The sequence below is a fragment of the Flavobacterium ponti genome, assembly GCF_042652765.1.
Classification (GTDB): domain Bacteria; phylum Bacteroidota; class Bacteroidia; order Flavobacteriales; family Flavobacteriaceae; genus Flavobacterium; species Flavobacterium ponti.
Window position 1 is genome coordinate 144,709 of sequence record NZ_JBHSGW010000001.1, and the last position, 23,298, is coordinate 168,006.

The 23,298-nt window shown below is 29.9% G+C and carries 25 protein-coding genes; 10 read left to right on the plus strand and 15 right to left on the minus strand.

Annotated elements, in window-relative coordinates; all coding sequences use genetic code 11:
• Positions 1 to 116: 116 nt before the first annotated feature.
• A complete protein-coding gene (locus ACFO3U_RS00585) occupies positions 117 to 767 on the plus strand; it encodes a hypothetical protein (RefSeq protein ID WP_379737421.1) in 651 nt (216 codons plus the stop codon).
• 98 nt (positions 768 to 865) lie between these two features.
• Here ACFO3U_RS00585 and trpS read toward each other — a convergent pair whose 3' ends face one another.
• Entirely contained in the window at positions 866 to 1,834 is a 969-nt protein-coding gene (gene trpS, locus ACFO3U_RS00590) for a tryptophan--tRNA ligase (protein WP_379737422.1), read from the minus strand.
• 135 nt (positions 1,835 to 1,969) lie between these two features.
• Here trpS and ACFO3U_RS00595 point away from each other — a divergent pair, with 135 nt between their 5' ends.
• The gene (locus ACFO3U_RS00595; RefSeq protein WP_379737424.1) at positions 1,970 to 2,713 is read left to right on the plus strand and encodes a lysophospholipid acyltransferase family protein; all 744 of its coding nucleotides are present in this window, start codon (positions 1,970 to 1,972) and stop codon (positions 2,711 to 2,713) included.
• A gap of 95 nt (positions 2,714 to 2,808) precedes the next feature.
• Here the strand turns inward: ACFO3U_RS00595 and ACFO3U_RS00600 are convergent, their stop codons facing one another.
• From ACFO3U_RS00600 to recA, 4 genes are all read right to left on the minus strand, one after another.
• Entirely contained in the window at positions 2,809 to 4,329 is a 1,521-nt protein-coding gene (locus ACFO3U_RS00600) for a hypothetical protein (RefSeq protein ID WP_379737426.1), read from the minus strand.
• Positions 4,326 to 4,868, minus strand: a complete 543-nt coding sequence (locus ACFO3U_RS00605) for an RNA polymerase sigma factor (RefSeq protein ID WP_379737428.1) — start codon at positions 4,866 to 4,868, stop codon at positions 4,326 to 4,328. Before ACFO3U_RS00605 ends, ACFO3U_RS00600 begins: the two co-directional genes overlap by 4 nt.
• Before the next feature lie 12 nt (positions 4,869 to 4,880).
• Positions 4,881 to 5,288 (minus strand): membrane lipoprotein lipid attachment site-containing protein, encoded by a 408-nt coding sequence (locus tag ACFO3U_RS00610; protein ID WP_379737429.1) that lies wholly within the window; start codon positions 5,286 to 5,288, stop codon positions 4,881 to 4,883.
• A gap of 93 nt (positions 5,289 to 5,381) precedes the next feature.
• Complete coding sequence (gene recA, locus ACFO3U_RS00615; protein WP_379737431.1) at positions 5,382 to 6,386, minus strand: recombinase RecA; 1,005 nt, start codon at positions 6,384 to 6,386, stop codon at positions 5,382 to 5,384.
• 171 nt (positions 6,387 to 6,557) lie between these two features.
• Between recA and trhO the strand changes: the two genes are divergently transcribed.
• From trhO to ACFO3U_RS00645, 6 genes are all read left to right on the plus strand, one after another.
• Positions 6,558 to 7,916: an oxygen-dependent tRNA uridine(34) hydroxylase TrhO gene (gene trhO, locus ACFO3U_RS00620; protein WP_379737433.1), complete on the plus strand. Its 1,359-nt coding sequence runs from the start codon at positions 6,558 to 6,560 to the stop codon at positions 7,914 to 7,916.
• Positions 7,917 to 8,111: 195 nt separating this feature from the next.
• Positions 8,112 to 9,278 carry a PSP1 domain-containing protein gene (locus ACFO3U_RS00625; RefSeq protein WP_379737434.1) on the plus strand — a complete coding sequence of 389 codons (1,167 nt, stop codon included), beginning with the start codon at positions 8,112 to 8,114 and terminating at the stop codon, positions 9,276 to 9,278.
• On the plus strand, positions 9,259 to 9,744 hold the full coding sequence (locus tag ACFO3U_RS00630; RefSeq protein WP_379737435.1) for a gliding motility lipoprotein GldH: 486 nt from the start codon (positions 9,259 to 9,261) through the stop codon (positions 9,742 to 9,744). The genes ACFO3U_RS00625 and ACFO3U_RS00630 overlap by 20 nt, the downstream gene beginning before the upstream one ends.
• Before the next feature lie 8 nt (positions 9,745 to 9,752).
• On the plus strand, positions 9,753 to 12,038 hold the full coding sequence (locus tag ACFO3U_RS00635) for a penicillin-binding protein 1A (protein WP_379737437.1): 2,286 nt from the start codon (positions 9,753 to 9,755) through the stop codon (positions 12,036 to 12,038).
• Positions 12,039 to 12,103: 65 nt separating this feature from the next.
• Positions 12,104 to 12,802: a CoA transferase subunit A gene (locus ACFO3U_RS00640; RefSeq protein WP_379737439.1), complete on the plus strand. Its 699-nt coding sequence runs from the start codon at positions 12,104 to 12,106 to the stop codon at positions 12,800 to 12,802.
• 2 nt (positions 12,803 to 12,804) lie between these two features.
• Complete coding sequence (locus ACFO3U_RS00645) at positions 12,805 to 13,464, plus strand: 3-oxoacid CoA-transferase subunit B (protein WP_379737440.1); 660 nt, start codon at positions 12,805 to 12,807, stop codon at positions 13,462 to 13,464.
• 33 nt (positions 13,465 to 13,497) lie between these two features.
• Here the strand turns inward: ACFO3U_RS00645 and ACFO3U_RS00650 are convergent, their stop codons facing one another.
• The 7 genes from ACFO3U_RS00650 to ACFO3U_RS00680 form a co-directional block, all read right to left on the minus strand.
• A complete protein-coding gene (locus ACFO3U_RS00650; protein ID WP_379737442.1) occupies positions 13,498 to 14,085 on the minus strand; it encodes a hypothetical protein in 588 nt (195 codons plus the stop codon).
• Between the two features lie 144 nt (positions 14,086 to 14,229).
• Complete coding sequence (locus ACFO3U_RS00655) at positions 14,230 to 14,631, minus strand: hypothetical protein (RefSeq protein WP_379737444.1); 402 nt, start codon at positions 14,629 to 14,631, stop codon at positions 14,230 to 14,232.
• Between the two features lie 6 nt (positions 14,632 to 14,637).
• Positions 14,638 to 16,077 (minus strand): nucleoside recognition domain-containing protein, encoded by a 1,440-nt coding sequence (locus tag ACFO3U_RS00660; protein WP_379737446.1) that lies wholly within the window; start codon positions 16,075 to 16,077, stop codon positions 14,638 to 14,640.
• A gap of 103 nt (positions 16,078 to 16,180) precedes the next feature.
• Positions 16,181 to 16,894 (minus strand): 3'-5' exonuclease, encoded by a 714-nt coding sequence (locus tag ACFO3U_RS00665; protein WP_379737448.1) that lies wholly within the window; start codon positions 16,892 to 16,894, stop codon positions 16,181 to 16,183.
• 46 nt (positions 16,895 to 16,940) lie between these two features.
• Positions 16,941 to 18,098 carry a serine hydrolase domain-containing protein gene (locus ACFO3U_RS00670; RefSeq protein ID WP_379737449.1) on the minus strand — a complete coding sequence of 386 codons (1,158 nt, stop codon included), beginning with the start codon at positions 18,096 to 18,098 and terminating at the stop codon, positions 16,941 to 16,943.
• Between the two features lie 64 nt (positions 18,099 to 18,162).
• The gene (locus ACFO3U_RS00675) at positions 18,163 to 18,636 is read right to left on the minus strand and encodes a methylated-DNA--[protein]-cysteine S-methyltransferase (protein ID WP_379737451.1); all 474 of its coding nucleotides are present in this window, start codon (positions 18,634 to 18,636) and stop codon (positions 18,163 to 18,165) included.
• Positions 18,637 to 18,723: 87 nt separating this feature from the next.
• Entirely contained in the window at positions 18,724 to 19,176 is a 453-nt protein-coding gene (locus ACFO3U_RS00680; RefSeq protein ID WP_379737453.1) for a DUF1573 domain-containing protein, read from the minus strand.
• Between the two features lie 149 nt (positions 19,177 to 19,325).
• Between ACFO3U_RS00680 and ACFO3U_RS00685 the strand changes: the two genes are divergently transcribed.
• Complete coding sequence (locus ACFO3U_RS00685) at positions 19,326 to 20,600, plus strand: sensor histidine kinase (protein WP_379737455.1); 1,275 nt, start codon at positions 19,326 to 19,328, stop codon at positions 20,598 to 20,600.
• Entirely contained in the window at positions 20,593 to 21,276 is a 684-nt protein-coding gene (locus ACFO3U_RS00690) for a response regulator transcription factor (RefSeq protein ID WP_379737457.1), read from the plus strand. The genes ACFO3U_RS00685 and ACFO3U_RS00690 overlap by 8 nt, the downstream gene beginning before the upstream one ends.
• A 1-nt stretch (position 21,277) precedes the next feature.
• Here ACFO3U_RS00690 and ACFO3U_RS00695 read toward each other — a convergent pair whose 3' ends face one another.
• From ACFO3U_RS00695 to hemB, 3 genes are all read right to left on the minus strand, one after another.
• Complete coding sequence (locus ACFO3U_RS00695; RefSeq protein WP_379737459.1) at positions 21,278 to 21,697, minus strand: c-type cytochrome; 420 nt, start codon at positions 21,695 to 21,697, stop codon at positions 21,278 to 21,280.
• A gap of 78 nt (positions 21,698 to 21,775) precedes the next feature.
• The gene (locus ACFO3U_RS00700) at positions 21,776 to 22,285 is read right to left on the minus strand and encodes a DinB family protein (RefSeq protein ID WP_379737461.1); all 510 of its coding nucleotides are present in this window, start codon (positions 22,283 to 22,285) and stop codon (positions 21,776 to 21,778) included.
• Positions 22,285 to 23,283: a porphobilinogen synthase gene (gene hemB, locus ACFO3U_RS00705; RefSeq protein WP_379737463.1), complete on the minus strand. Its 999-nt coding sequence runs from the start codon at positions 23,281 to 23,283 to the stop codon at positions 22,285 to 22,287. The genes ACFO3U_RS00700 and hemB overlap by 1 nt, the downstream gene beginning before the upstream one ends.
• Positions 23,284 to 23,298 lie beyond the last annotated feature (15 nt).

Here is a 23,298-nt window from a genome sequence, read left to right on the forward strand (position 1 = left end):
TCAGAATGACAAAAGACAACTTGAGCAATAAAAAACAAAATCAATAATTACGACAAATATAAAACTTTGTCAAGCTGAACTTGATTCAGCTTCTTAAACTATTATGATTAAATTAAATGAAAAAGACACTCTTTTTATTTCTTTTTTTCACTTTGTTTAGTTGCAAAGAAAAAACGTATGAAGAAATAGAAGCAGAAGTTCTATGTGATGTTTTGCCTGAAGTTGCTAAATATGAATTGAATTACTCATTTCATTATTTATATCCTCCACCACCACCTCAAGCTTATGGTTTAGATTCTTTAAAATTAAATCAAAATCAAATTGATAGTATTAATAAAGATGAAATAAAAAGATGGAAAGAATTGAGAATTGAAAATAAGAAGGTAATAAATAAAAAGCTTTTAAAACTTAATGAATATAAAAAAGTGACTTTTGGCGTTTTAGATACATTATATCCAATCAAAAGATTAAAATCAGATGAAAATCGTTATGAATTTGATTCTTTAGAGGTTAGAGGTTTATCTGAAGAGGAATTTGCTAAATCAAATCTTAAAATAAATTTAGTAACAAGAAAAAATACTTTCGAGGGAGAAGATAGAAATTCAGATAATCCTTTATTATTTCTTACCAGAGTACTTATTAATAAAAATAAAAAAGTTGCTAAATTTTCAGTTTATAAATATTATGGTGGTTATGATGTAATTTGTGTTTTCTCTCAAAAAAAGCAAAAATGGGTTGTAAAAGAATTTATTAAAGAAGAAGACTAAGCTTGAGATTCTGAAACAAGTTCAGAATGACAAAAAATAGCGTAAATAATTACTACAAACATGAATCTTTGTCAAGCTGAACTTGATTCAGCTTCTAACTAATACCCCAATTTCTCTCTGACTCTTTGAATAACTCCATTAGCCACAACACTTGCTTTTGCAGCTCCATCTAGTAATAATTTATCTACTTCTTCTTTGTCGTTGATGTAGTAATTGTATTTTTCTCTTACGGTTGCAAATTTTTCTACAATTAATTCAAATAGAGCTTGTTTTGCGTGTCCGTAGCCGTAATTTCCACCTAAATAATTGGTTCTCATCACTTCTGTTTGTTCTGCTGAAGCTAATAATTTATATAAGGTAAAAGCATTACAAGTATCAGGGTTTTTTGGTTCTTCAAGTGGTGTGCTATCGGTTTCAATACTCATGATTTGTTTGCGTAAGGCTTTATCATCTAAAAAAATATTGATGTAATTGTTTGCCGATTTACTCATTTTTCCACCATTTGTCCCAGGAACAATCATTGTGTTTTCATCAATTTTTGCTTCTGGTAACACAAAAGTTTCTCCCATTTGATGGTTAAAACGAGAAGCTACATCACGAGTAATTTCTAAATGTTGCAACTGGTCTTTTCCAACAGGAACAATATTGGCATCATACAATAAAATATCAGCAGCCATAAGCATTGGATAGGTAAATAATCCAGCGTTTACATCTTCTAATCTATCCGATTTATCTTTAAATGAATGTGCTAATGTCAAACGTTGAAAAGGAAAGAAACAACTCAAATACCAAGATAATTCAGTAGTTTGAGGCACATCAGATTGACGATAAAAAGTAACTTTATTCACATCTAAACCACAAGCCAACCAAGCTGAAGCAGTACTATACGTGTTTTGACGAAGGGTTTCTCCGTTTTTGATTTGCGTAATAGAATGTAAATCTGCAATGAATAAAAAAGATTGATCATCACTTTTATTAGTCATTTCAATTGCAGGAAGAATTGCACCTAATAAATTTCCTAGATGAGGTGTTCCTGTACTTTGTACACCAGTTAATATTTTTGCCATAATATGCTGAATTTATTTCAGTATCTGTTCTTTTGTACAAAAGTAAGGTTTTGAATTAAGATTTTAAATGTATGGTTTAAGATTTTTTATTTTCAGTACATTTGAGAAAAATTAGTACAAAAAGAAAATTTTATAATGAAGATTTTTAAAATAGTATTTTGGGTTTTGTGGCGAATTTGGTTCTATGTTTTAGTATTAGTTCCAATTTTAGTTTTATTTCCTTTTTTAATCCTATCTATTCTTAGCGAAAAAACATATCCTCAATTTTTTTGGTTGGCAAGACTTTGGGCCAAATTCATTTTGTTTGGAATGGGTTTTTATTATAAAATTGAAAAAAGCCAAGAATTTGAAAATGGAAAAAGTTATATGTTAGTTGCTAATCATACTTCCATGACAGATATTATGTTGATGTTGGCTGTTGTAAAAGATAATCCATTTGTTTTTGTAGGAAAAGCAGAATTAGCTAAAATTCCGATTTTTGGATTTTTCTATAAACGTACTTGCATTTTAGTAGATAGAAGCAATAGCAAAAGTCGTTTTAAGGTTTTTGAAAGGGCACAGCACAAAATCAATCAAGGATTAAGTGTTTGTATTTTTCCAGAAGGTGGTGTTCCTGAGGATGAATCTGTTTTGTTAGATGAGTTTAAAGATGGTGCTTTTAGATTAGCTATTGAACATCAAATTCCGATTGTTCCTATGACTTTTGTAGATAATAAAAAACGTTTTTCTTTTACTTTTTTAAGCGGAACTACTGGAAGAATGCGAGTGGATATTCATCCATTTATAGAAACCAAAGGATTGAAATTAGAAGATAAAGCTATAATAAAAAATCAAGTTAGAAATATGATTTTGAAGGATTTGGAATCTTATCAAAAATAAAAAAGCACTCGTGGCTGGAGTGCTTTTTCAGCTTCATCTTTAAAAATTAAAGAATGAAACAACTTAACTAAACAGAATTTTTTTAACCAAAAAAATTAAAACTTAAACGATATACCTGAATAAATCCCTATAAAATAAGGTTTAATATTATTAGAGTTATCAGTATATGTGTTGAGTTGGTATTTGAACATTGGGTTTATATTTGCTTGAAATGATTTTAAAAACGTGTAGCTAAAACCCATTCCAAAATTCGTACTGTAATGAATATTATTCAAATTTGTAGCCGAACCAATTTCCATTTCCATGTCGTTTGAAATAATAGAAACACTATTGTTATTTAAAAACAGTGTACTCATTCCTCCAATTACATCAATCGCAAATCTTTTATCAATTAATTTGTAACTCAACTCAAGTGGTACTTCAATATATCCTAATTCTTGATTTAAAGCCCCATTGTATTTTATAACCTCACTACCATAAATACTGGCCTCTTTAAGATTACCTTTTGATTTATTTTCAATATTTATTAAATCACCTCTTTTATTTCTACTTAAATTATCTATGGGCACAGGATTATTTCTTTGATAAAATAAAATATCATTTGTATTAGAATTAAAGTTCAAAGTATTTATTCCAGTTCTAATACTTATTTTTTTGTTTATGGCATAAGAAACACCAAGACCATAACTAAGATTAGAATTGTATCCTTTTTCATTAGAATCAAACTTTGTGTCAAGAGTAGAGTTCTTTGATGTAGAATTAAAATAAACGGGCGAAGCATTGCTACTTACAGCCCATCTATTTTGCATCTCTTTTTCTTTTTCCTCAACATTTTTTCCCACCTCTTTTTCTTTAAGCAATTGCTCTAATTCATTAACTTCTTCAGAAATTTTTGAAACTAGAGAACTATCTTGAGTTGTCATGCTTGTTTTTTCTTTAACAACAATCGAACTATTTTTATCATTTGAAAGTTTATTAATTTTATTAAAATCAATTTCATTTTTTATTAAATCCGAATTTTTACTTTCATCATTATTTTTATCAAATTCAACTATTTTATGGTTGCTGAAAATTGAATTTTCTTTATATCTTGGATTTGTGTTAATCTTGATTTTATCTTTATCAATACTGTTTGAAGCGGTTAAAATATTTTCTTCTGTTTCAAAGTAAGTATTCTTTTGTTTTTTATTTTTGAAAGTATTAGCGTTATTATCTTTATCACTTTCAGAACTAATAGCTGCTTTGTTAGAATTGTCAATTTCTGTTAAAACACTATTTTCATTATCTAAAACAGTATTATTATTCTCATTTTTTTCTATTGTATAAGCGTCACTCTGATTTGGAATTGAATTATTTTTATCATCAACAACAATAGAATTATCATCAGTTTTTAAGTCAACATTTGAAGGTTTTATAAAAAGAGAATAAATAAAGAAGCCTAATATCAATGAAGCTGCTATGCCAGAAGCTTTAAACCAAAAAGGAATAATTCTTCTCTTTTTCTTTTTTTCTTCAAGTCTTGCTTCAATGTTTTTCCAAGCCATCTCTGGTGGGGCAACTTCAAAGTCTTTAAACTTTTCTTGAAATAAACGTTCTATATTTTTCTGTTCTTTCATTTGGTCTTAGGAATTGACATTTGATTATTCAATTCTATTTTTTCTTTCAATATTGCTTTAGCTCTTGCCAAATTAGATTTTGATGTTCCAATATTTATATTCAACATTTCAGCAATCTCTTTGTGTGAATAATCATCCATTACATAAAGATTAAAAACTAATCGGTAGCGATCTGGTAACTCCTGAATAATTCGAGTTAAAAAATCTAATGTTATATTTTCTTCTTCTGATTCAACTTCAACTTCTTCTGGAAAATTTTCAGAAACTATTTCAAAGATACTTTGACTTCTATATTGTTGTAAAATGTAATTTATTACAACCCTTTTGGCCCATCCTTCAAATGAACCTTTATGTTTAAACTGATGAATTTTGTCAAACAATAATAAAAAACCTTCTTGTAAATTATCTTGAGCCTCTTCATAACTTCTCGAATACTTCAAACAAACAGCAAATAATTTTGGGGATAACAGCCTATATAATTGCTCTTTTGCTTTCGTATTGTCTGTAGTACATTCATGTATGAGTTGCTCTATTAACAAATTAATTTAAGATTATTGTACGTCTATATCATATTCTAAAAAAGTATAATTTCCGTTTTCATCTATACCAGACCAAAATCTGAAATGATATAGACCTTCTTTGAGAGGTTTAAAATTTAAATCTACATCATAACTTTCTAGACTTGCATCTATGCAGTTATTTTCATTTAATTTTATAGCTTCAATACTAACTGTTCTAGTAAATTCATCAGTGTATTGATAATTAAAGCCATTAAAAAGATGACACGTTGTTGGTCTTCTATAAGTTAAGGTAATAAATCCTTCTTCATTTAATGGCCAGTTATCAGGAATTACAACCGATTCAATGGGCAATGAAACTTGTTCAGATTTTGGCTCATCATCTAAAGAACAAGATGTCAAAGCAAAAATCGTTACCAGAAAAAAAACTATCTTCTTCATTTTTATAATCATCTTATATAGTTTAGATGTATAATTACTTAAAAGGTTGCGTTAAAGATAAAAAAAAGCCCGAAATTTTTTCGGGCTTTTTGATTATGATTTGTTTTCTGCTAAATACTCTTTAATTTTTTGTTCTAGTTCATCCATTAACTCTGGATTGTCTTTTATCAGAAGTTTAACAGCATCTCGTCCTTGACCTAGCTTAGTTTCTCCATAACTAAACCATGAACCACTTTTCTTTACAATTTCATATTCTACAGCTAAATCTAAAATTTCTCCAACTTTAGAAACTCCTTCTCCGTACATAATATCAAATTCAGCAGTTCTAAATGGTGGAGCAACTTTGTTTTTAACGATTTTTACTTTTGTTCTATTTCCAATAACGTTTTCACCATCTTTAATTTGAGTTGAACGTCTAATGTCAATTCTAACGGAAGCATAAAATTTAAGTGCATTTCCTCCAGTTGTTGTTTCTGGACTTCCAAACATTACTCCAATTTTATCTCTTAATTGGTTAATGAAGAAAACCGTACAATTTGTTTTATGAATAGTTCCTGTTAATTTTCTTAAAGCTTGAGACATCAAACGAGCATGTAATCCCATTTTAGAATCACCCATATCTCCTTCAATTTCACTTTTTGGAGTTAAAGCAGCAACAGAGTCAATTACAACAATATCAATTGCTCCAGAACGAATTAAATTTTCAGCAATTTCTAACGCTTGTTCACCATTATCTGGTTGAGAAATAATTAAATTATCAATATCAACTCCTAATTTTTCAGCATAAAAACGATCAAATGCATGTTCAGCGTCAATAAAAGCGGCAATTCCTCCTGCTTTTTGAGCTTCAGCAATGGCATGTAATGTCAAAGTCGTTTTACCAGAAGATTCTGGACCATATATTTCAATGACTCTTCCTCTTGGATAACCATTAACTCCTAAAGCAATATCAACTCCTAATGAACCTGACGGAATTGACTCTACTTCTTCAACAGCTGAATCTCCTAATTTCATTACGGTTCCTTTTCCGTAGGTTTTGTCTAATTTATCTAATGTTAGCTGTAACGCTTTTAATTTGGCTTCTTTATCTGAACTCATAATTGCATATATTTTTCGTAAAAATACTTCTTTTTTTTGGTGTGCCAAAAATTGTTAATATGTTTTATTTTAGGACACAAAATTTGATTTTTAAATCATTTTTTTACCTTTGCAACCAAATCCTTCCATTTAGGATTTAAAAAAATATTTTCTCACTTAAACGTTTATAGCATGCAACTGTATAACACCTTAAGCGCAGAAGAAAGAGCTCAACTTATTGATGAAGCAGGTAAGCAACGTCTTACTCTTTCTTTTTATGCGTATGCCAAAATTGAAGATCCCAAAAAATTTAGAGATGATTTATTCGTAGCTTGGAATGCGCTTGATGCACTTGGCCGAATTTATGTTGCTCATGAAGGAATAAATGCTCAAATGAGTGTTCCTGCAGATAATTTTGAAGCTTTTCGCAAAACGCTAGAAGTTTACGATTTCATGAAAGGTATACGATTAAATGTAGCTGTAGATCAAGATGATCATTCATTCTTAAAATTAACAATCAAAGTTCGTCATAAAATTGTGGCTGATGGTTTAAATGATGAGACTTTTGATGTAACCAACAAAGGAGTTCATTTAAGAGCCAAAGAATTCAATGCAATTTTAGATGATCCAAACACAATTGTGGTAGATTTTAGAAATCACTATGAAAGTGAAGTTGGACATTTCAAAGGAGCTATTACTCCAGATGTTGAAACTTTTAGAGAAAGTTTACCCATAATTAATGAACAATTAAAAGAATTCAAAGAAACTAAAAACCTTGTCATGTATTGCACTGGAGGAATTCGTTGTGAAAAAGCAAGTGCTTACTACAAACATCAAGGTTTTAAAAATGTATTTCAATTAGAAGGAGGAATTATTCAATACGCTAAACAAATTAAAGAAGAGAATTTGGAAAGCAAGTTTATTGGAAAAAATTTTGTTTTCGATAATCGTTTAGGTGAAAGAATTACAGATGATATAGTTTCTCAATGTCATCAATGTGGTAAACCTTGTGATAATCACACTAATTGTTATAATGATGGCTGCCATTTATTATTTATTCAATGTGATGAATGTAAAGCTGCTATGGAAAATTGTTGTTCTGTAGAGTGTCAAGAAATAACCCATCTTTCTTTAGCAGAACAAGTAAAATTAAGAAGCGGAAAACAAGTTGGCAATAAAGTCTTCCGAAAAGGAAAATCAGAAAAATTAAAATTCAAACATTCTGGAGAACTAAGCGATACACCACTAGCTATTGTTAGTAAAACTAAAGATATTCGTCAAAAAATAAAAACAAAAAAAGTTTTAGTAGGTAAGACAGAACATTATTATGTAAAAGCTCAAGTTGGACTTTTCATAATTGAAAATCTAGAAATTAAAACGGGAGATAAAATCTTAATTTCTGGTCCAACAACAGGAAATCAAGAAATGCTTTTAGAAAAAATGTTTGTTAATGGAAAAGAGGCTACTGAAGCTAAAGTTGGAGATAAAATCACTTTTGAAGTACCTTTTAGAGTAAGACTTTCCGATAAATTATTCAAAATTTTGAATTAAATTTTAACCATTTTTTCAAACAAGATTTTAGAACACTATACTTTATAAAACCTATTTACGTTTAAATGTAAGTAGGTTTTCTTTTGGTGTAAATATTTAGCGTTTTACTATATATAAAATTATAGTATCTTTACACTCAAAATACACTTTTGACAAGTAGTTCCGAATAAGGAACAATCAATATATATACAAATTATGGCATGTACAAACTGTTCTACGGGTGCTAAAGATGGCACACCAAAAGGATGTAAAAATAATGGTACTTGCGGCACCGATAGCTGCAACAAATTAACAGTTTTTGATTGGTTGTCTAACATGGCTTTGCCTGGTGGTCAAGAACCTTTTAATGCAGTTGAGATACGTTTTAAAAACGGTAGAAAAGAATTTTTTAGAAACACAGAAAAATTAACGCTTTCCATTGGAGATGTTGTCGCTACAGAAGCTTCTCCAGGTCATGATATAGGAATTGTTTCACTAACAGGAGAATTAGTTAAAGTTCAAATGAAGAAAAAAGGTGAAAATCCTGATGGTGATTTAGCTAAAATCTATAGAAAAGCAACTCAAAAAGACATCGATATTTGGTCTGATTGCCGTGAAAAGGAAGAAAAAATAAAAGTAAAAGCAAGAGAAATTGCCATTAATTTAAAATTAGAAATGAAAATTTCTGATATTGAATATCAAGGAGATGGTTCAAAAGCCACTTTTTATTATACAGCAAATGACAGAGTAGATTTTAGACAATTAATCAAAGAATTTGCGCGAGAATTTAGCATAAGAATTGAAATGAAACAAGTTGGATTTCGTCAAGAAGCTTCAAGACTTGGTGGAATAGGTTCTTGTGGTAGAGAATTATGTTGTTCTACATGGTTGACAGATTTTAGAAGTGTAAATACTTCAGCAGCTCGTTACCAACAACTTTCTTTAAATCCTCAAAAATTAGCAGGTCAATGTGGAAAACTTAAATGTTGTTTAAATTATGAATTAGATACTTATTTAGACGCTTTGAAGCACATTCCAGATATGGATACCAAATTATACACAGAAAAAGGAGATGCATTTTGTCAAAAAATTGACATTTTCAAAGAATTAATGTGGTTTTCTTATGCAAATAATTCAGCACATTGGCATGTGTTACCAGTAGCTCAAGTTCAGGAAATTTTAAAGATAAATAAGAAAAAAGAACGTGTGTCTTCTCTTGAAGAGTTTGTAGTTGAAACAGCTCCACAAATAGAAAAAACATACCAAAATGTTGTAGGTCAAGATAGTTTAACACGATTTGATCAACCAGTCAAAAAGAACAAAAACAACAATAAGAGAAAGAAGAATTTTAAAAAGAAGCCAAATGAACCTAAAAAGAAATAGTGTTTTGCTTTTATTTTTTATCGTGATTTTTACTTCTTGTGACGATAAAAGATTTTTTGATGAATATGTTAGTCTTGATGGAAAATGGACTACAAAAGATCAAGTTGAATTTTCGTTTGAACAAAAGGACACTATCAATTTATATAACATGTTTGTGACGGTTAGAAACAACAATGATTATCCTTTTAACAATTTGTTTTTGATTGTAAAAGTAAATCAACCTGATAATGTTGTAAAAGTAGATACACTAGAGTATTTAATGGCTAACCCTGATGGGACTTTATTAGGTGAAGGAATTACCGATACAAAACACAATAAGCTTTGGTTTAAGGAGAATTTTAAATTTCCAAAATCAGGAAAATATTCAGTTTCAATAACACAAGCCAATAGAGAAACAGGCAAAGTTAAAGGAGTTGAAGAATTAGAAGGAATTACAGAAGTTGGTTTTAGAATTGAAAAAAAATAATATAGAATATGGCAACTGCAAAAAAGAACAATAAAGAGAATTTCTCAGATTATATAAGAAAGTTTTGGATTCTTTTTACCTATGGTATAATTGCCGTAGTAGCCTTTTTCTTTTTGGCTTCATGGGGATTTTTTGGTGAAATGCCTTCTTTTGATGAATTAGAAAATCCAAATTCAAATATTGCCTCAGAAATCATTTCTTCTGACGGAAAAACCATTGGAAAATTTGCGATTCAAAACAGAATACCAGTAAAATTTAAAGACCTTCCTGAAGATTTAGTTAATGCTTTAGTTTCAACTGAAGACGAACGTTTTTACGAACATTCAGGTATTGATCCAAGAGGAACAATGCGAGCAGTGCTTAAATTGGGAAGCAATGGAGGAGCAAGTACTATTAGCCAACAGTTAGCCAAAAATCTTTTTCATGGAAGTGATGGTTCAAGAAATATAGTTGTTCGTATTGTTCAAAAAGTGAAAGAATGGATTATTGCTGTTCGTTTAGAAAGACAATATACTAAGCAAGAAATCATTGCTATGTATCTTAATCAAGTTGATTTCGTTAATAATGCAATAGGGATTTCATCAGCATCTAAAATTTATTTCAACAAAAAACCAAAAGATTTAGCAACTGAAGAAAGTGCAGTTTTAGTTGGAATGCTTACAAACCCTTCTCGATTTAATCCAAATAGATTTAAAGAAAGAGCCACAAACAGAAGAAACATTGTTTTAGGACAAATGGTTAGAAACAAGCATCTTTCTGAAGAAAAATTTGAAGAATTAAAAGCAAAACCAATAAAACTTGATTTCAAATTAGAAAACCATAATGATGGAATTGCAACTTATTTTAGAGAATACTTACGTGATTATTTAAAAAAATGGACCAAAGAGAATCCAAAACCTGATGGAACAACTTATGACATTCATAAAGACGGTTTAAAAATTTTCACGACGATTGATTCTAAAATGCAAAAATATGCAGAAGAAGCAGTTGCTCAACATTTAAAAAATCTTCAAGCCAAATTTTTCGAAGAAGCTAAAGGAAAAAAGAATGCTCCTTTTGTAAATTTAACAGATGAAGAAACAAATGGCATTATCAAAAGAGCCATGAAAAATTCTGAACGTTGGAGAATTATGAAAGGTGATGATAAAACAGAAGAAGAAATCTTAAAATCATTTGATGTAAAAACCAAAATGAAAATTTTCACATGGAATGGAGAAAGAGATACAGTAATGACTCCAAAAGATTCAATTATTTATTACAAACATTTCTTGCAAACAGGTTTTATGGCAATGGAACCACAAACAGGTTATGTTAAAGCTTGGGTTGGAGGAATAGATCAAAAATATTTTCAATATGATCACGTAGGTCAAGGAGCAAGACAAGTTGGTTCTACATTCAAACCATTCGTTTATGCAACAGCTATTGACCAATTAGGAATGTCACCATGTGATTCAATCATTGATGGACCATTTACAATGCCAAAAGGAAAATGGGGAATTACACAATCTTGGTCACCAAGAAATTCAGATGGAAAATATAGAGGATTAATCAATTTAAAAACAGCATTAGCCAACTCAGTAAATACAATTTCTGCAAAGTTAATGGACAGGGTTGGACCAGAAGCTGTTGTAAATATGGTTCATAGACTAGGAGTTTCTTCAGAAATTCCAGCAAGACCAGCCATAGCATTAGGAGCTGTTGAAATTACTGTAGAAGAAATGGTTGCTGCCTTAAGTACATTTGCCAATGAAGGACAATATGTAAAACCTCAAATTATTACTCGAATAGAAGATAAAAACGGAGTAGTTATCTTTGAAAGTATGCCAGAAACAAAAGATGTAGTTAATAAGGAAGTAGCCTATGCAGTTATAAAATTAATGGCTGGTGTTACTGAAGGGGGAACAGGACAACGTGTTAGAAGAGGTGGAGCAGGTTTTATGACCTATAATTATAACCTTCAAAATGAAATTGCAGGTAAAACAGGAACTTCTCAAAACAATTCTGATGGATGGTTTATGGGAATGGTTCCAAATTTAGCAGCAGGAGTTTGGGTTGGAAACGAAGACAGGTCAGCTCACTTTAGAAGAACATATTATGGTCAAGGAGCAACGATGGCTTTACCAATTTGGGGAATTTTTATGGATAAATGCTACAAAGACAAATCATTAAATGTTTCCCAAGAAAGATTTCCAAAACCTGCTGATATGTCAATAAAAGTGGATTGTTGGAGAGCCAAAAAAGAAATCGATACGACTGAAACTTTAGTTCCAGATATTGATGAGTTACAATTTTAAAATTACAGAAACACCTTTGAAAGAAGGTGTTTTTTTTATACTTTTAAGCAAATTTTAGAACAATCATGATTAATAGAAAAGTAAATAATGTTCAAGAAGCATTACATGGTATAAAAGACAATATGACTATCATGTTAGGTGGTTTTGGTCTTTGTGGAATTCCCGAAAACAGCATTGCCGAATTGGTAAAAATGAATGTTTCAGGATTAACTTGTATTTCAAATAATGCTGGAGTTGATGATTTCGGATTAGGATTATTGCTGCAAAAGAAACAAATTAAAAAAATGATTTCATCTTATGTTGGAGAAAATGCTGAATTTGAACGTCAAATGCTTTCAGGAGAATTAGATGTTGAATTAACACCTCAAGGAACCTTAGCTGAAAAATGTAGAGCTGCTCAAGCAGGAATTCCAGCGTTTTTTACACCAGCAGGTTTTGGAACTGAAGTAGCAGAAGGAAAAGAAACCAGAGAATTTAATGGAAAAATGCACGTAATGGAATTAGCATACAAAGCTGATTTTGCTATAGTAAAAGCATGGAAAGGTGATGAAGCAGGAAATTTAATTTTCAAAGGAACTGCTAGAAATTTCAATGCTGTTATGGCTGGAGCTGCAAATATAACAATTGCTGAGGTAGAAGAATTAGTTCCAGCAGGCACATTAGATGCAAATCAAATTCATATTCCTGGAATTATGGTAAATCGTATTTTCCAAGGAGAAAAATTTGAAAAAAGAATTGAACAAAGAACAGTTAGACAGAAATAATTATGGCACTAGATAAAAATCAAATTGCAATGCGAATTGCAAAAGAAGTAAAAGACGGTTACTATGTAAACCTAGGAATTGGAATTCCAACTTTAGTAGCCAATTTTGTAAGAGACGATATTTCAGTCGAATTTCAGTCTGAAAATGGAGTTTTAGGGATGGGACCTTTCCCTTTTGAAGGAGAAGAAGATGCAGATATCATTAATGCAGGAAAACAAACCATCACAACTTTATCAGGAGCAAGTTTTTTCGATTCAGCTTTTAGTTTTGGAATGATACGTTCTCAAAAAGTAGATTTAACTATTTTAGGAGCCATGGAAGTTGCTGAAAATGGTGACATTGCTAATTGGAAAATTCCAGGTAAAATGGTAAAAGGAATGGGTGGAGCAATGGATTTAGTCGCTTCAGCAGAAAATATTATTGTGGCAATGATGCACGTTAATAGAGCTGGAGAATCTAAACTTTTAAAAAGATGTTCACTTCCTTTAACAGGAGTTGGTTGTGTTAAGAAAATTGTAACCGAATTAGCCGTAATTGAAGTAACAGATAAAGGATTCAAATTACTTGAAAGAGCACCAGGAGTTTCTATTGAAGATATTAAAAATGCTACAGAAGGTACATTAATTATTGAAGGAGATATTCCTGAAATGATTTTAAATTAAAAAAGAAAACCGATTTTATCTAAATCGGTTTTTTTATTCTTGGATGTTGTGAAATTTATTAAAAGATATTTTTCGACTTTTATAAATGGTGTCTTTTGGAGTAATATATGTTTCTATCCATTTATTATTTATAAATTTAAAATGAATTGAATCTGATAACTCTTCAACTCCTATTTCTTCATTTGAAGTAGATTCTTCATTAGGCCAAAAGTTAGTTTTTCTTGAAATAATAAAGTTATCATCTATTTCAAAAAATTCAACATTACTACCCCAACCTCCGTCAAACATAGTTTCATAATCATAAATTAAATTAAAAGTATTGTTTTTAATGTCAAATAATAAATGTTTATGAGCATAACCACAAGCAGGATAACCGTTACTAATTGTTAAAAACGAAGAATATTTAGAAGTTTCCTCATATTTAAAACCTGATTGTGCATACCATTCTCCATTTTCTTCAAACAAATTCTCCAAAGTAAAATGTGCTTGTTTAACTAAAGAATCATTTCTATAAAAATCAAACCTATAGTCACCATTTAAAATGGAATCTTTGGTATATTTTTTCCCCAATAATTGAATTAAAACCCAATCATTTTCGATTAAATCTTTATCTAAACTCAATTTTAAGGTATCTGTTTTTAAAGAAATTTAGTTGGTGAATATTTCTAATTTATTTTCAGATATAATTTCTGATTTTACTTTTTTGTTTTCATGATAAGAGCAAAGAATCAAAACACAAATTAGATAGAAATATTTCATAATTTTTTATTTTTGATTACTCAAATATTCCAACAAAACTTCATTAGCATTTCCAAAGGTAGGATGTTGGTCTGATAAATTCACGATTCTTTTTTTGTTTAATTTATAGGTCAAATCAAATTCAGTTGTAAATAAAATAACTGATAAAAATGGATTATTGATAAATGGAAGTAATCTATCAAATGCTTTTTCAATCGTATAAATTTCAAACAATTCTTCTTTTTGAAACCTGAATTTCAATTCTAATTTCAATATATCTTCATCAATAATTGGTCTGATGTAAATGTTTTTTAATTCAGTATTTCCAATGGTTTTTGCAAAAGTCAATTTCGCAAAAGTGCCATCAGCTAAACTTGCTTTAAATTTTGAATAAAAATCTTTGAAAGAATCGGTGAACATATTTATCATTTTATATTAAAAAAACCAACTTGCCACAAAGATAGCAGTTATTACACAAATTAAGTCAACAAGAAGCATCATCCATAATGTGTAACGAGTATTTTTAATATTAACTGAACCAAAATAAACAGCAATTACATAAAATGTCGTTTCAGCACTACATTGAAAAATACAGCTCAAACGTCCAGCGAAAGAATCAGGTCCATAAACTCGCATAGCATCAATCATAAATCCACGTGAACCACTTGATGCAAATGGACGCAACATAGCAACTGGTAAAGAATCAATAATTTCTTTATGTACACCTAAATTTGAAAAAACAAATGCCATTCCATAACTAATCAATTCAAAAAGACCACTGTTTCTAAATAATGAAATCGCAACAAGCATTCCCATTACATAAGGAAAAATCATCACACCAGTTTTTAATCCATTATTAGCTCCAACCACAAAAGTGTCAAATAAATTAGTGTTTTTTGCAACAAATTTTTTCTCATTGATGAAAGAAAAAATCAAAGTGAATCCAATAATTGCTAATAATAAAACTCCAGATAAGTTAGCCGTAAAATAATTTTTACCAATTAAATCTAATGTGTCAACATAAAATAACAATCCGATAATAGCTCCTATCAATCCCATTAAACCTACAACTAAAGAAGCACTTTTGAAATTGATTCTTTGCTTCATACCAACCAAAAGAAAAGCTGCAATTGTTCCCACAAAAGATGTAATTATACAAGGCAACATAACATCAGCTGGATTTGCGGCATTTTCAGCTGCACGATATCCAATAATTGAGGTTGGAATTAGAGTTAAACCAGCAGCATGCAAACACATAAACATAATTTGAGCATCACTAGCTTTGTCTTTATCAGGATTGATTTCTTGTAGTTTCTCCATTGCTTTTAATCCAAAAGGTGTTGCAGCAGAATCTAATCCAAGAAAATTAGCAGCAAAATTCAAAGTCATATAAGAAATGGACTCATGATTTTTTGGAATTGAAGGAAATATTTTTGAAAAAACAGGACTTAAATAACCTGCTAATTTTTCAGATGCACCTGAAATTATAAGCAATTCCATTATTCCACAAAAGAATGATAAATAAGCAATTAATGGAAGTACTAAATCAAGCAAACTGCTTTTTGCCATAGGAAGCAAACCGTCTGATTGTTGTTTGCCACTATAAACTTTTACGGTTTGTTTGTTGTAAACATAAGTAGTGTCAGCATCAGTTGTAATATTATTTAGAATATAATCCTTGTTTTCAGATGCTTTTAAACTATCTTGAATAAACTTTGGAATTTCATGTAGATATTTTTCACTAATTAAAAGCTGCTCACCTTGTTTTCCGTTTAAGACATAGTCAATAGAATAATATTGATTTGTAAATAAACCTACAATTATAAAAACAATTGAACTAACAAATATTACGAGCCAAAATCTGCTTAAAACCATAAATCGAATTTTTGTAAAAGTAGTAAATCAATTGCAATTTCAAGAACAATGTTAATTAATAGTACTTAACTAATGCCTTTTGTCTAATCCCTTATCTCTAATTTTAAACATGCAAAATCTCATCATCCACCAACAAATCTTCTCTTCGCATTTTTAAGAATACTTGAGCTACTGCAATTACATCTTTTTCACAATAGGTTACAATTCTGTCAATGTCATTTTCTATGTAAAAAACTCTTGCAACTTCGCTTCCATCAATGTCATCTTTTGGAGATTGAATGCCTAAAATTTTAGTAAGCAATTTTAAAGAAGTAAAGTGTTTGTAATCACCAAATTTCCATAATTCTAATGTGTCCAAATGAGGAACTTCCCAAGGTTTCTTCCCAAAAAGATTAATTTTAGAAGGCAAAGCAATACCGTTGATTATCATTCTTCTTGCAATAAAAGGAATATCAAATTCTTTGATGTTATGACCACACAACAAATGTGCTGTTAAATTGTAGTTTTCATTTAATAAGTTAGAAAAATCTTTTAATATTTGTTTTTCTTCACCAAAAAAAGAAGTTACTCTAAAATTTCGTATATCACTTTTATTGTTAAAAAAACCTACTGAAATACAGATAATTTTTCCAAATTCAGCCCAAATTCCAGCTTTTTCATAAAAATCTTCTACTGATACTTCATCTCTTCTTTGGTATTGTGTTTTTTGTTCCCAAAGTTTTTTGGTTTCTTCATCCATTCCTAAATAACTAGTTTCTTGAGGAACAGTTTCAATATCTAAAAACAGAATATTGTTGAGGTTTACTTTTTCAATCATGATTGCATTGATTTTTTTATATTTTCTATATTCTTTTCTCTATGTTCTATTTTCTCTTCTCCAACATTTTATATGCTTCTTCCACATAAACATACAAATCATTACTATGTGGATCAGTTTCGGTTTGAAGACCTTTTAAATGACCCAAACGCACAATAATCAAATCATCTTCAGGAATCACAATTACAAATTGACCTAAATGTCCTCTCATATAAAACAGCTCTTTTCCATTAATAGTATGCATCCACCAACCATAACCATATTGTGGACTACTTTCAAATCGTGGTGTAATGCATTTTTTTACAAAAGTTGAATCCAAAATTTGTTCACCATTCCATTTTCCGTTTTCTTTATACAATTTTCCAAAACGAGCAAAGTCTCTTGCATTGCTTGCAATACAGCAATAAGCTTTTTCAATTCCGTCTGGTTCGTGATCCAATTGCCAAAGTGCATCATTTTCAGCACCCATTGGTTGCCAAAAGTTTTTAGAAACATAATCAGATACATATTCTCCTGTTGCTTTTTCAATACACATGGCAAGCAATTGAGTTGCACCACTTAAATATTTGAAAGATTGACCAGGTTTTTCATTGATTTCTAAACCTAGAATGACTTTTTTCAAATCATCATCAAAATAAGCACGAGTTACGATTGAAAAAGGACTGTAGTATTTTTCGTCCCAACTCAGCCCTGATGCCATTGATGATAAATCACCAACAGTAACATCTTTTGCATATTTTCCTTTTAATTCAGGAAAAAAATCAGTTACTTTTTGGTCTAAACTTTTAATTTTTCCTTGCATTATTGCCTTTCCAAGAGCAGCTGTAACGACACTTTTTGCCATTGAAAAGGAATTGGATTTTGAATCTTTATCAAATCCATCAAAATAACTTTCGTGCCAAATACTATCATTTTTAATGATTACGTAGGCAATAGTTTGAAGTTCTTTGTGAGTCTCTGCTAAAGTTGGAGTTGCTTCAACAGAATTATAATCTTTGGCAATATTCCAAGGTTGAGCTGTTCCTTTTTTAATTTCTCTATTTGGGAAATGGGTATAATCTTCTAAAAAAGCAGTGGTGTATCCTCTAAAATAAATGGTTCTAACAGCTCGAAGTAAGTAATCTACATCAAAAATGTACATTAAAATGATGATGCTTACTAAAACAATAGCAAACCACTTGAAGAATTTTTTGAGAAATTTCATTTTTAAATTGTTTCCTACGAATTTAATGAAATTTCTTTTCAAAAAAGAGAATTGAAATCAGATTTTAAAACAAAGATTGTTGTTTCACAGGATTTTCATGATCTAGTAACCATTTTTTTCTCCACAAACCACCAGCATAACCTGTTAAAGAACCATCAGAACCAATAACCCTGTGGCAAGGAACAACAATCCAAAGTGGGTTTTTTCCATTGGCATTGGCAACAGCTCTAATAGCTTTTACATCACCAAGTTTAATAGAAAGTTCCTGATATGAAGTAGTTTTCCCAAAAGGAATGTTTAACAATTCTTGCCAAACTTTTTGTTGAAATTCTGTTCCTTTTGGATTTAATTTGAAGTCAAATTGTGTTCGTTTTCCTTCAAAATATTCTTGAATTTGTTTTACAGCTACTTGTAATATGTCAGGAATTTTTTTGCTTATTTTTTGCTCATCATCAAAAACATGGATTTCTGAAATGCCTTTTTCATCACCAACTATTTGTGTAAATCCTAAATGAGTTTTAATAATTGCAATTTCCATGAAGTAAAAATAACAAAAAACCACCAGTTTTCACTGATGGTTTTTTCCTTTTAAAAGATGAATAATAAAAGTTGTTGTATTTTTTATTTAGTTGGCAATAGTTTTGCTATCTTGAGCTGGAGCTGCAACGGCTTCAACCTTACCTTTTATTGTTAATGATTTTGGCAATTCTGAATCACTAGTTGTTACAGTAATTGATTTTGCAAAATTTCCTGGAGATGCAGCATTATAAGTTGCAGCAACCATTCCTTTTTCTCCTGGTTTAATTGGAGTTTTTGTATAGTTAGCAGCAGTACAACCACAAGAAGGTCTTACGTTTGTAATTAAAACTGTTTCTTTTGAAGTATTTGTAAAAGTAAACTCATAAGTTGCTGGTTTACCTTGGTTTAATGTTCCAAAATCGTGTAAATCTGTATCCCATTTAAGTAACGATGGAGTTTGTTTTGTTAAAACTGGTGTTGCAGCTTTCACTTCTGGTGACTGAGCAAATGAAGCAGCTGAAATAAATAAGGCTACGATTGCTAATTTAATTGTTTTCATAAATATGTATTTTTTAAATTGTTTAATGTTTTACCTTTACAAAACTAAATTAATTTTAAAATGCTTTTGTTAACCACTTTTTAATGATTGTTAATGAGTTGTTAACAGTGTAATTATTGTTCTAATTTTGTGCTAATATAGCATCAATTATGAGACTAACACGATTTAATATTGTAATATTTATAGGTTTCTTAGCCATTGTAGGTGTAATTATCATGCAATTGTTATTGTTAAACAAAGCATTGAAATTTGAAAAGAAAGAACTAGAAAGTAAAATCTTTTTTGCACTTCAAGATGTTGTGGAGCGTATTTATTCAGACAATAAATCTAGCATTACTTTTAATAATCAAATTAAAAAAGTTTCTGATGACTATTATATTGTAAATGTTGATGATGTTTTTGAAAATAAGATATTAGAACATTATTTAAAGGTAGAATTTCAAAAAGTTAATATTGATTTAGATTTTGAATATGCTATTTACAATTGTGGTACAGATAAAATGGTTTATGGAAACTACGTTTCTTCCACTGGAAAAACTCCAGATAAATGTGAAGAATGTTTTTCAACAAACAATGACTTAATCTATTATTTTGCGATTCGTTTTCCTGACATCAACAAAACATTTTATGGAAATTTGCAGCAATATTGGATTTTTACATTTGTGCTGTTTTTGGTTCTTATCATTTATGTATATTCAGTTTTTTTGATGTTACAACAAAAAAGATATACAGAATTGCAAAAAGATTTTATCAATAATATGACACATGAATTCAAAACTCCTTTGTCTTCTATTTTGATTGCTTCCAACTTTGCCAATTCTCAAAATGAAATTAAAGACAACCCAAAGCTTACCAAATACGTTCAGATAATTATCAATCAAAGCAACAAATTAAATCAACATATTGAAAAGATTTTATATGTTGCCAAAACCGATAGTAATCAAATTTTACTTGAAAAGTCTACGGTTGATTTAGAAAAAACAATTGATTTAGTCAAAGAAAATATTGTACTAAAACACCAAAAAGAAATTAATTTTAAGATTGAGTTAGACAAAAACTACAAAATTAGAGCTGATGAGTTTCATTTTTATAATATTATCTATAATATCATTGACAATGCTGTTAAATATGCTGGAAAAGATATTGAAGTGGATATCAAAGCCAAAGAAACTAACAAAGGATTATCGCTAAGCTTTTCAGATAATGGAAGTGGAATTCCGTTAAAAGATTTGCCTTTTATTTTCGATAAATTTTATAGAGTCACTCGTGAAGATAATAAAGATATTGAAGGATTTGGAATTGGACTTTCATATGTAAAAAGAATTTGCGATTTGCACAAATGGAAAGTTTCTTTGAAAAACAATTCTGGAAAAGGAGCAACAGTAAAAATTTTAATTAATAAAGAAGACATCAAAAATGGATAAAAAGCGAATTTTATATGTAGAAGATGATGAAACATTAGCTTTTTTAACAGCTGATAATTTAGAAAACCATTTTGAAGTTGTACATAGTAACAATGGAAAAGAGGCTTTTGATCTTTTTTGTAAAGATAATTTTGACTTATGTGTGTTAGACATAATGCTTCCCGATATGGATGGATTTGAAATTGCAACCGAAATAAGAAAAAGAAATCAAGAAATTCCTATTATTTTTTTGAGTGCTAAAACCATGAAAGAAGATAGAATTAGAGGTTTAAAATTAGGAGCAGATGATTATTTAATAAAACCATATTCTATTGAAGAACTAATTTTAAAGATTGAAATTTTCTTAAATAGAAGTCAGAAATCAGTTGAAAAAACTATAAAAACATATCAATTTGGTTCGTTTGAATTTGAACCTGAAAATTACCAATTAAAAAATAGTGAAAAAGACATTACGTTAACCGAAAGAGAAGCGGCTTTGTTACAATTGTTTTTAGACAATCCAAACACAGTTTTAAAACGTGAAAAAATCTTAAATGCTCTTTGGGGAACCGATGATTATTTTATGGGAAGAAGTTTAGATGTATTTATTTCTCGTTTGCGAAAAATCATAAAAGAAGAAACCAACGTTAGAATTGAAAATATTCCAAGAGTTGGTTTTAAATTAGTTGTTGAATAAATTAAAAACTCAATATATAAGTTTCAAGGGCTTTTAATTCTTCATCACTCATGCTTTTTGTGATGGCAAAGTTGGCTTTCATCACTTCATACTGAGAAGGATCAACAATTGGTTTTCCTTCTTCTTTTAAGAAAGCAACAATACTGGCATTTTGTTCTTTGTAGATTTTAGAAATGTCAGCTAAACTCGGACCAATTATTTTTGCATCAGGTTTATGACATGCTGTACAAGTTCCTTTGCCTTCAAAAATCGTTTTTCCTTCTTTTACTAAAGAATTTAAAGTGTTTTCTTCAGACGTAGCTTCAGTTGTTGAGTTTTCTTCAGAAGAGATGCCAAAATCTTCTTTGGGTTTTTTATCTCCACAGTTTACAAAAGTTAAAGCCAAAACAATTACAAATGCGAATTTTAAATAAGATTTCATTGTGGTTAAAAATTTAAAATTATTTTCAAATTTACAACTTCTATAAGGTTTACAATGTGATAAATGTCACATAAAAAACTACCAACCCACATATTTTGGAGGAACAATTTCGTTTAAATTAAGATAAACTATCAATTGACCACGATGATGTGTCACATGATCTTGAAGCAAGTTTAAAATCTGTAATTTTGTTTTTGGACCGGCAAAAAATTCTGCTTTTTGATTCAACGATTCAGGTTTTGTGTTTTTAACTATTTCAGTTACATCATTAAATGATTTTTCTAACATTGAAATAATTTCATCTTTTGAATAAACGTTTTCATCTTTCTTTTTCTCAAATTTTTCAGAAGTAAAATACGTTGTTCCTAACCAATCCATATTTCCTTTAATATGAACTAACTGTTCTCCAAAAGACATTTCTCTTTCAGTTGGCTTGAAATCATATTTATCTTCAGGCATAGCTTCCGCAATTTCAAGTAAATAGTTTTTTGAGTTTTCCCATTTTTCAAGAAATGCATCGATTGTTTCGTTCTGCGAAAATCCTGCAAAAGAAATTAATAGTGTAAATAAAAAGAATATCTTTTTCATTATTTTTGATTTAATAGTATAGCAGCTTCTTTGGCAAAATAAGTAGAAATTAAACTAGCACCAGCTCTTTTGATACACATTAATTGTTCCATCATAGTTTTGTCGTTATCAAGCCAACCTCTTTCGGCAGCAGCTTTAACCATTGCATATTCTCCAGAAACATGATAAACAGTTACAGGAACATTCACAGCATTTTTTACTTCTCGAACGATATCTAAATAAGCAATTCCAGGTTTTACCATAACCATATCAGCACCTTCTTCAACATCCCAAATGGCTTCTTTGATGGCTTCAATTCGATTGGCATAATCCATTTGATAGGTTTTCTTGTCTTTCGGAACTTCAACTTCAGCATCTTTTGGAGCCGAATCTAAAGCATCGCGAAAAGGGCCATAAAAAGCAGAAGCATATTTAGCCGAATAACTCATAATTCCAACATTGTGAAATCCTGCTTCATCCAAACCTTGACGTAAACGCAAAACTCTTCCGTCCATCATGTCACTTGGTGCTACAAAATCGGCTCCAGCTTTAGCATGAGAAATAGCCATTTTTACCAAAGCATCATTGGTTGCATCATTTGCTACATCACCATTTTCAATAATTCCATCATGACCATAAATGGAATAAGGATCAAGAGCAACATCTGGCATCACAATCATTTCCGGACAAGCTTTTTTGATGGCTTTGATAGCAGTTTGCATTAATCCATTATCGTTCCAAGCTTCTTTTCCGGTGTTGTCTTTTAAAGAATCATCAACTTTTACATAAATGTTTACAGCTCGTATTCCTAAATCGAATAATTCTTTAACTTCTTCAACAGTTAAATCGATAGAACGACGAAATATTCCTGGCATTGAAGGAATTTCAACTTTTACATTTTCTCCTTCTGCAATAAACATTGGAAACATAAAATCAGCTGGACTTAAACTTGTTTCGCGAACTAAACTTCTTATCGATTCGTTTACTCTTAATCTTCTACCTCTGTGTAATGGAAACATAATTTTTCTATATTT

Excerpts from the sequence above, each read along its gene's own strand:
- ACFO3U_RS00695 (WP_379737459.1), bottom strand. The coding sequence starts at position 21,697 with ATGAAATCTTATTTAAAATTCGCATTTGTAATTGTTTTGGCTTTAACT.
- ACFO3U_RS00665 (WP_379737448.1), bottom strand. The coding sequence starts at position 16,894 with ATGATTGAAAAAGTAAACCTCAACAATATTCTGTTTTTAGATATTGAA.
- hemB (WP_379737463.1), bottom strand. The coding sequence starts at position 23,283 with ATGTTTCCATTACACAGAGGTAGAAGATTAAGAGTAAACGAATCGATA.
- ACFO3U_RS00640 (WP_379737439.1), top strand. The coding sequence starts at position 12,104 with ATGATTAATAGAAAAGTAAATAATGTTCAAGAAGCATTACATGGTATA.
- ACFO3U_RS00660 (WP_379737446.1), bottom strand. The coding sequence starts at position 16,077 with ATGGTTTTAAGCAGATTTTGGCTCGTAATATTTGTTAGTTCAATTGTT.
- ACFO3U_RS00635 (WP_379737437.1), top strand. The coding sequence starts at position 9,753 with ATGGCAACTGCAAAAAAGAACAATAAAGAGAATTTCTCAGATTATATA.
- ACFO3U_RS00680 (WP_379737453.1), bottom strand. The coding sequence starts at position 19,176 with ATGAAAACAATTAAATTAGCAATCGTAGCCTTATTTATTTCAGCTGCT.
- ACFO3U_RS00645 (WP_379737440.1), top strand. The coding sequence starts at position 12,805 with ATGGCACTAGATAAAAATCAAATTGCAATGCGAATTGCAAAAGAAGTA.
- ACFO3U_RS00585 (WP_379737421.1), top strand. The coding sequence starts at position 117 with ATGAAAAAGACACTCTTTTTATTTCTTTTTTTCACTTTGTTTAGTTGC.
- trpS (WP_379737422.1), bottom strand. The coding sequence starts at position 1,834 with ATGGCAAAAATATTAACTGGTGTACAAAGTACAGGAACACCTCATCTA.
- ACFO3U_RS00625 (WP_379737434.1), top strand. The coding sequence starts at position 8,112 with ATGGCATGTACAAACTGTTCTACGGGTGCTAAAGATGGCACACCAAAA.
- ACFO3U_RS00600 (WP_379737426.1), bottom strand. The coding sequence starts at position 4,329 with ATGAAAGAACAGAAAAATATAGAACGTTTATTTCAAGAAAAGTTTAAA.
- ACFO3U_RS00675 (WP_379737451.1), bottom strand. The coding sequence starts at position 18,636 with ATGGAAATTGCAATTATTAAAACTCATTTAGGATTTACACAAATAGTT.
- ACFO3U_RS00610 (WP_379737429.1), bottom strand. The coding sequence starts at position 5,288 with ATGAAGAAGATAGTTTTTTTTCTGGTAACGATTTTTGCTTTGACATCT.
- ACFO3U_RS00690 (WP_379737457.1), top strand. The coding sequence starts at position 20,593 with ATGGATAAAAAGCGAATTTTATATGTAGAAGATGATGAAACATTAGCT.
- trhO (WP_379737433.1), top strand. The coding sequence starts at position 6,558 with ATGCAACTGTATAACACCTTAAGCGCAGAAGAAAGAGCTCAACTTATT.
- ACFO3U_RS00595 (WP_379737424.1), top strand. The coding sequence starts at position 1,970 with ATGAAGATTTTTAAAATAGTATTTTGGGTTTTGTGGCGAATTTGGTTC.
- ACFO3U_RS00655 (WP_379737444.1), bottom strand. The coding sequence starts at position 14,631 with ATGATAAATATGTTCACCGATTCTTTCAAAGATTTTTATTCAAAATTT.
- ACFO3U_RS00700 (WP_379737461.1), bottom strand. The coding sequence starts at position 22,285 with ATGAAAAAGATATTCTTTTTATTTACACTATTAATTTCTTTTGCAGGA.
- ACFO3U_RS00670 (WP_379737449.1), bottom strand. The coding sequence starts at position 18,098 with ATGAAATTTCTCAAAAAATTCTTCAAGTGGTTTGCTATTGTTTTAGTA.
- ACFO3U_RS00685 (WP_379737455.1), top strand. The coding sequence starts at position 19,326 with ATGAGACTAACACGATTTAATATTGTAATATTTATAGGTTTCTTAGCC.
- recA (WP_379737431.1), bottom strand. The coding sequence starts at position 6,386 with ATGAGTTCAGATAAAGAAGCCAAATTAAAAGCGTTACAGCTAACATTA.
- ACFO3U_RS00630 (WP_379737435.1), top strand. The coding sequence starts at position 9,259 with ATGAACCTAAAAAGAAATAGTGTTTTGCTTTTATTTTTTATCGTGATT.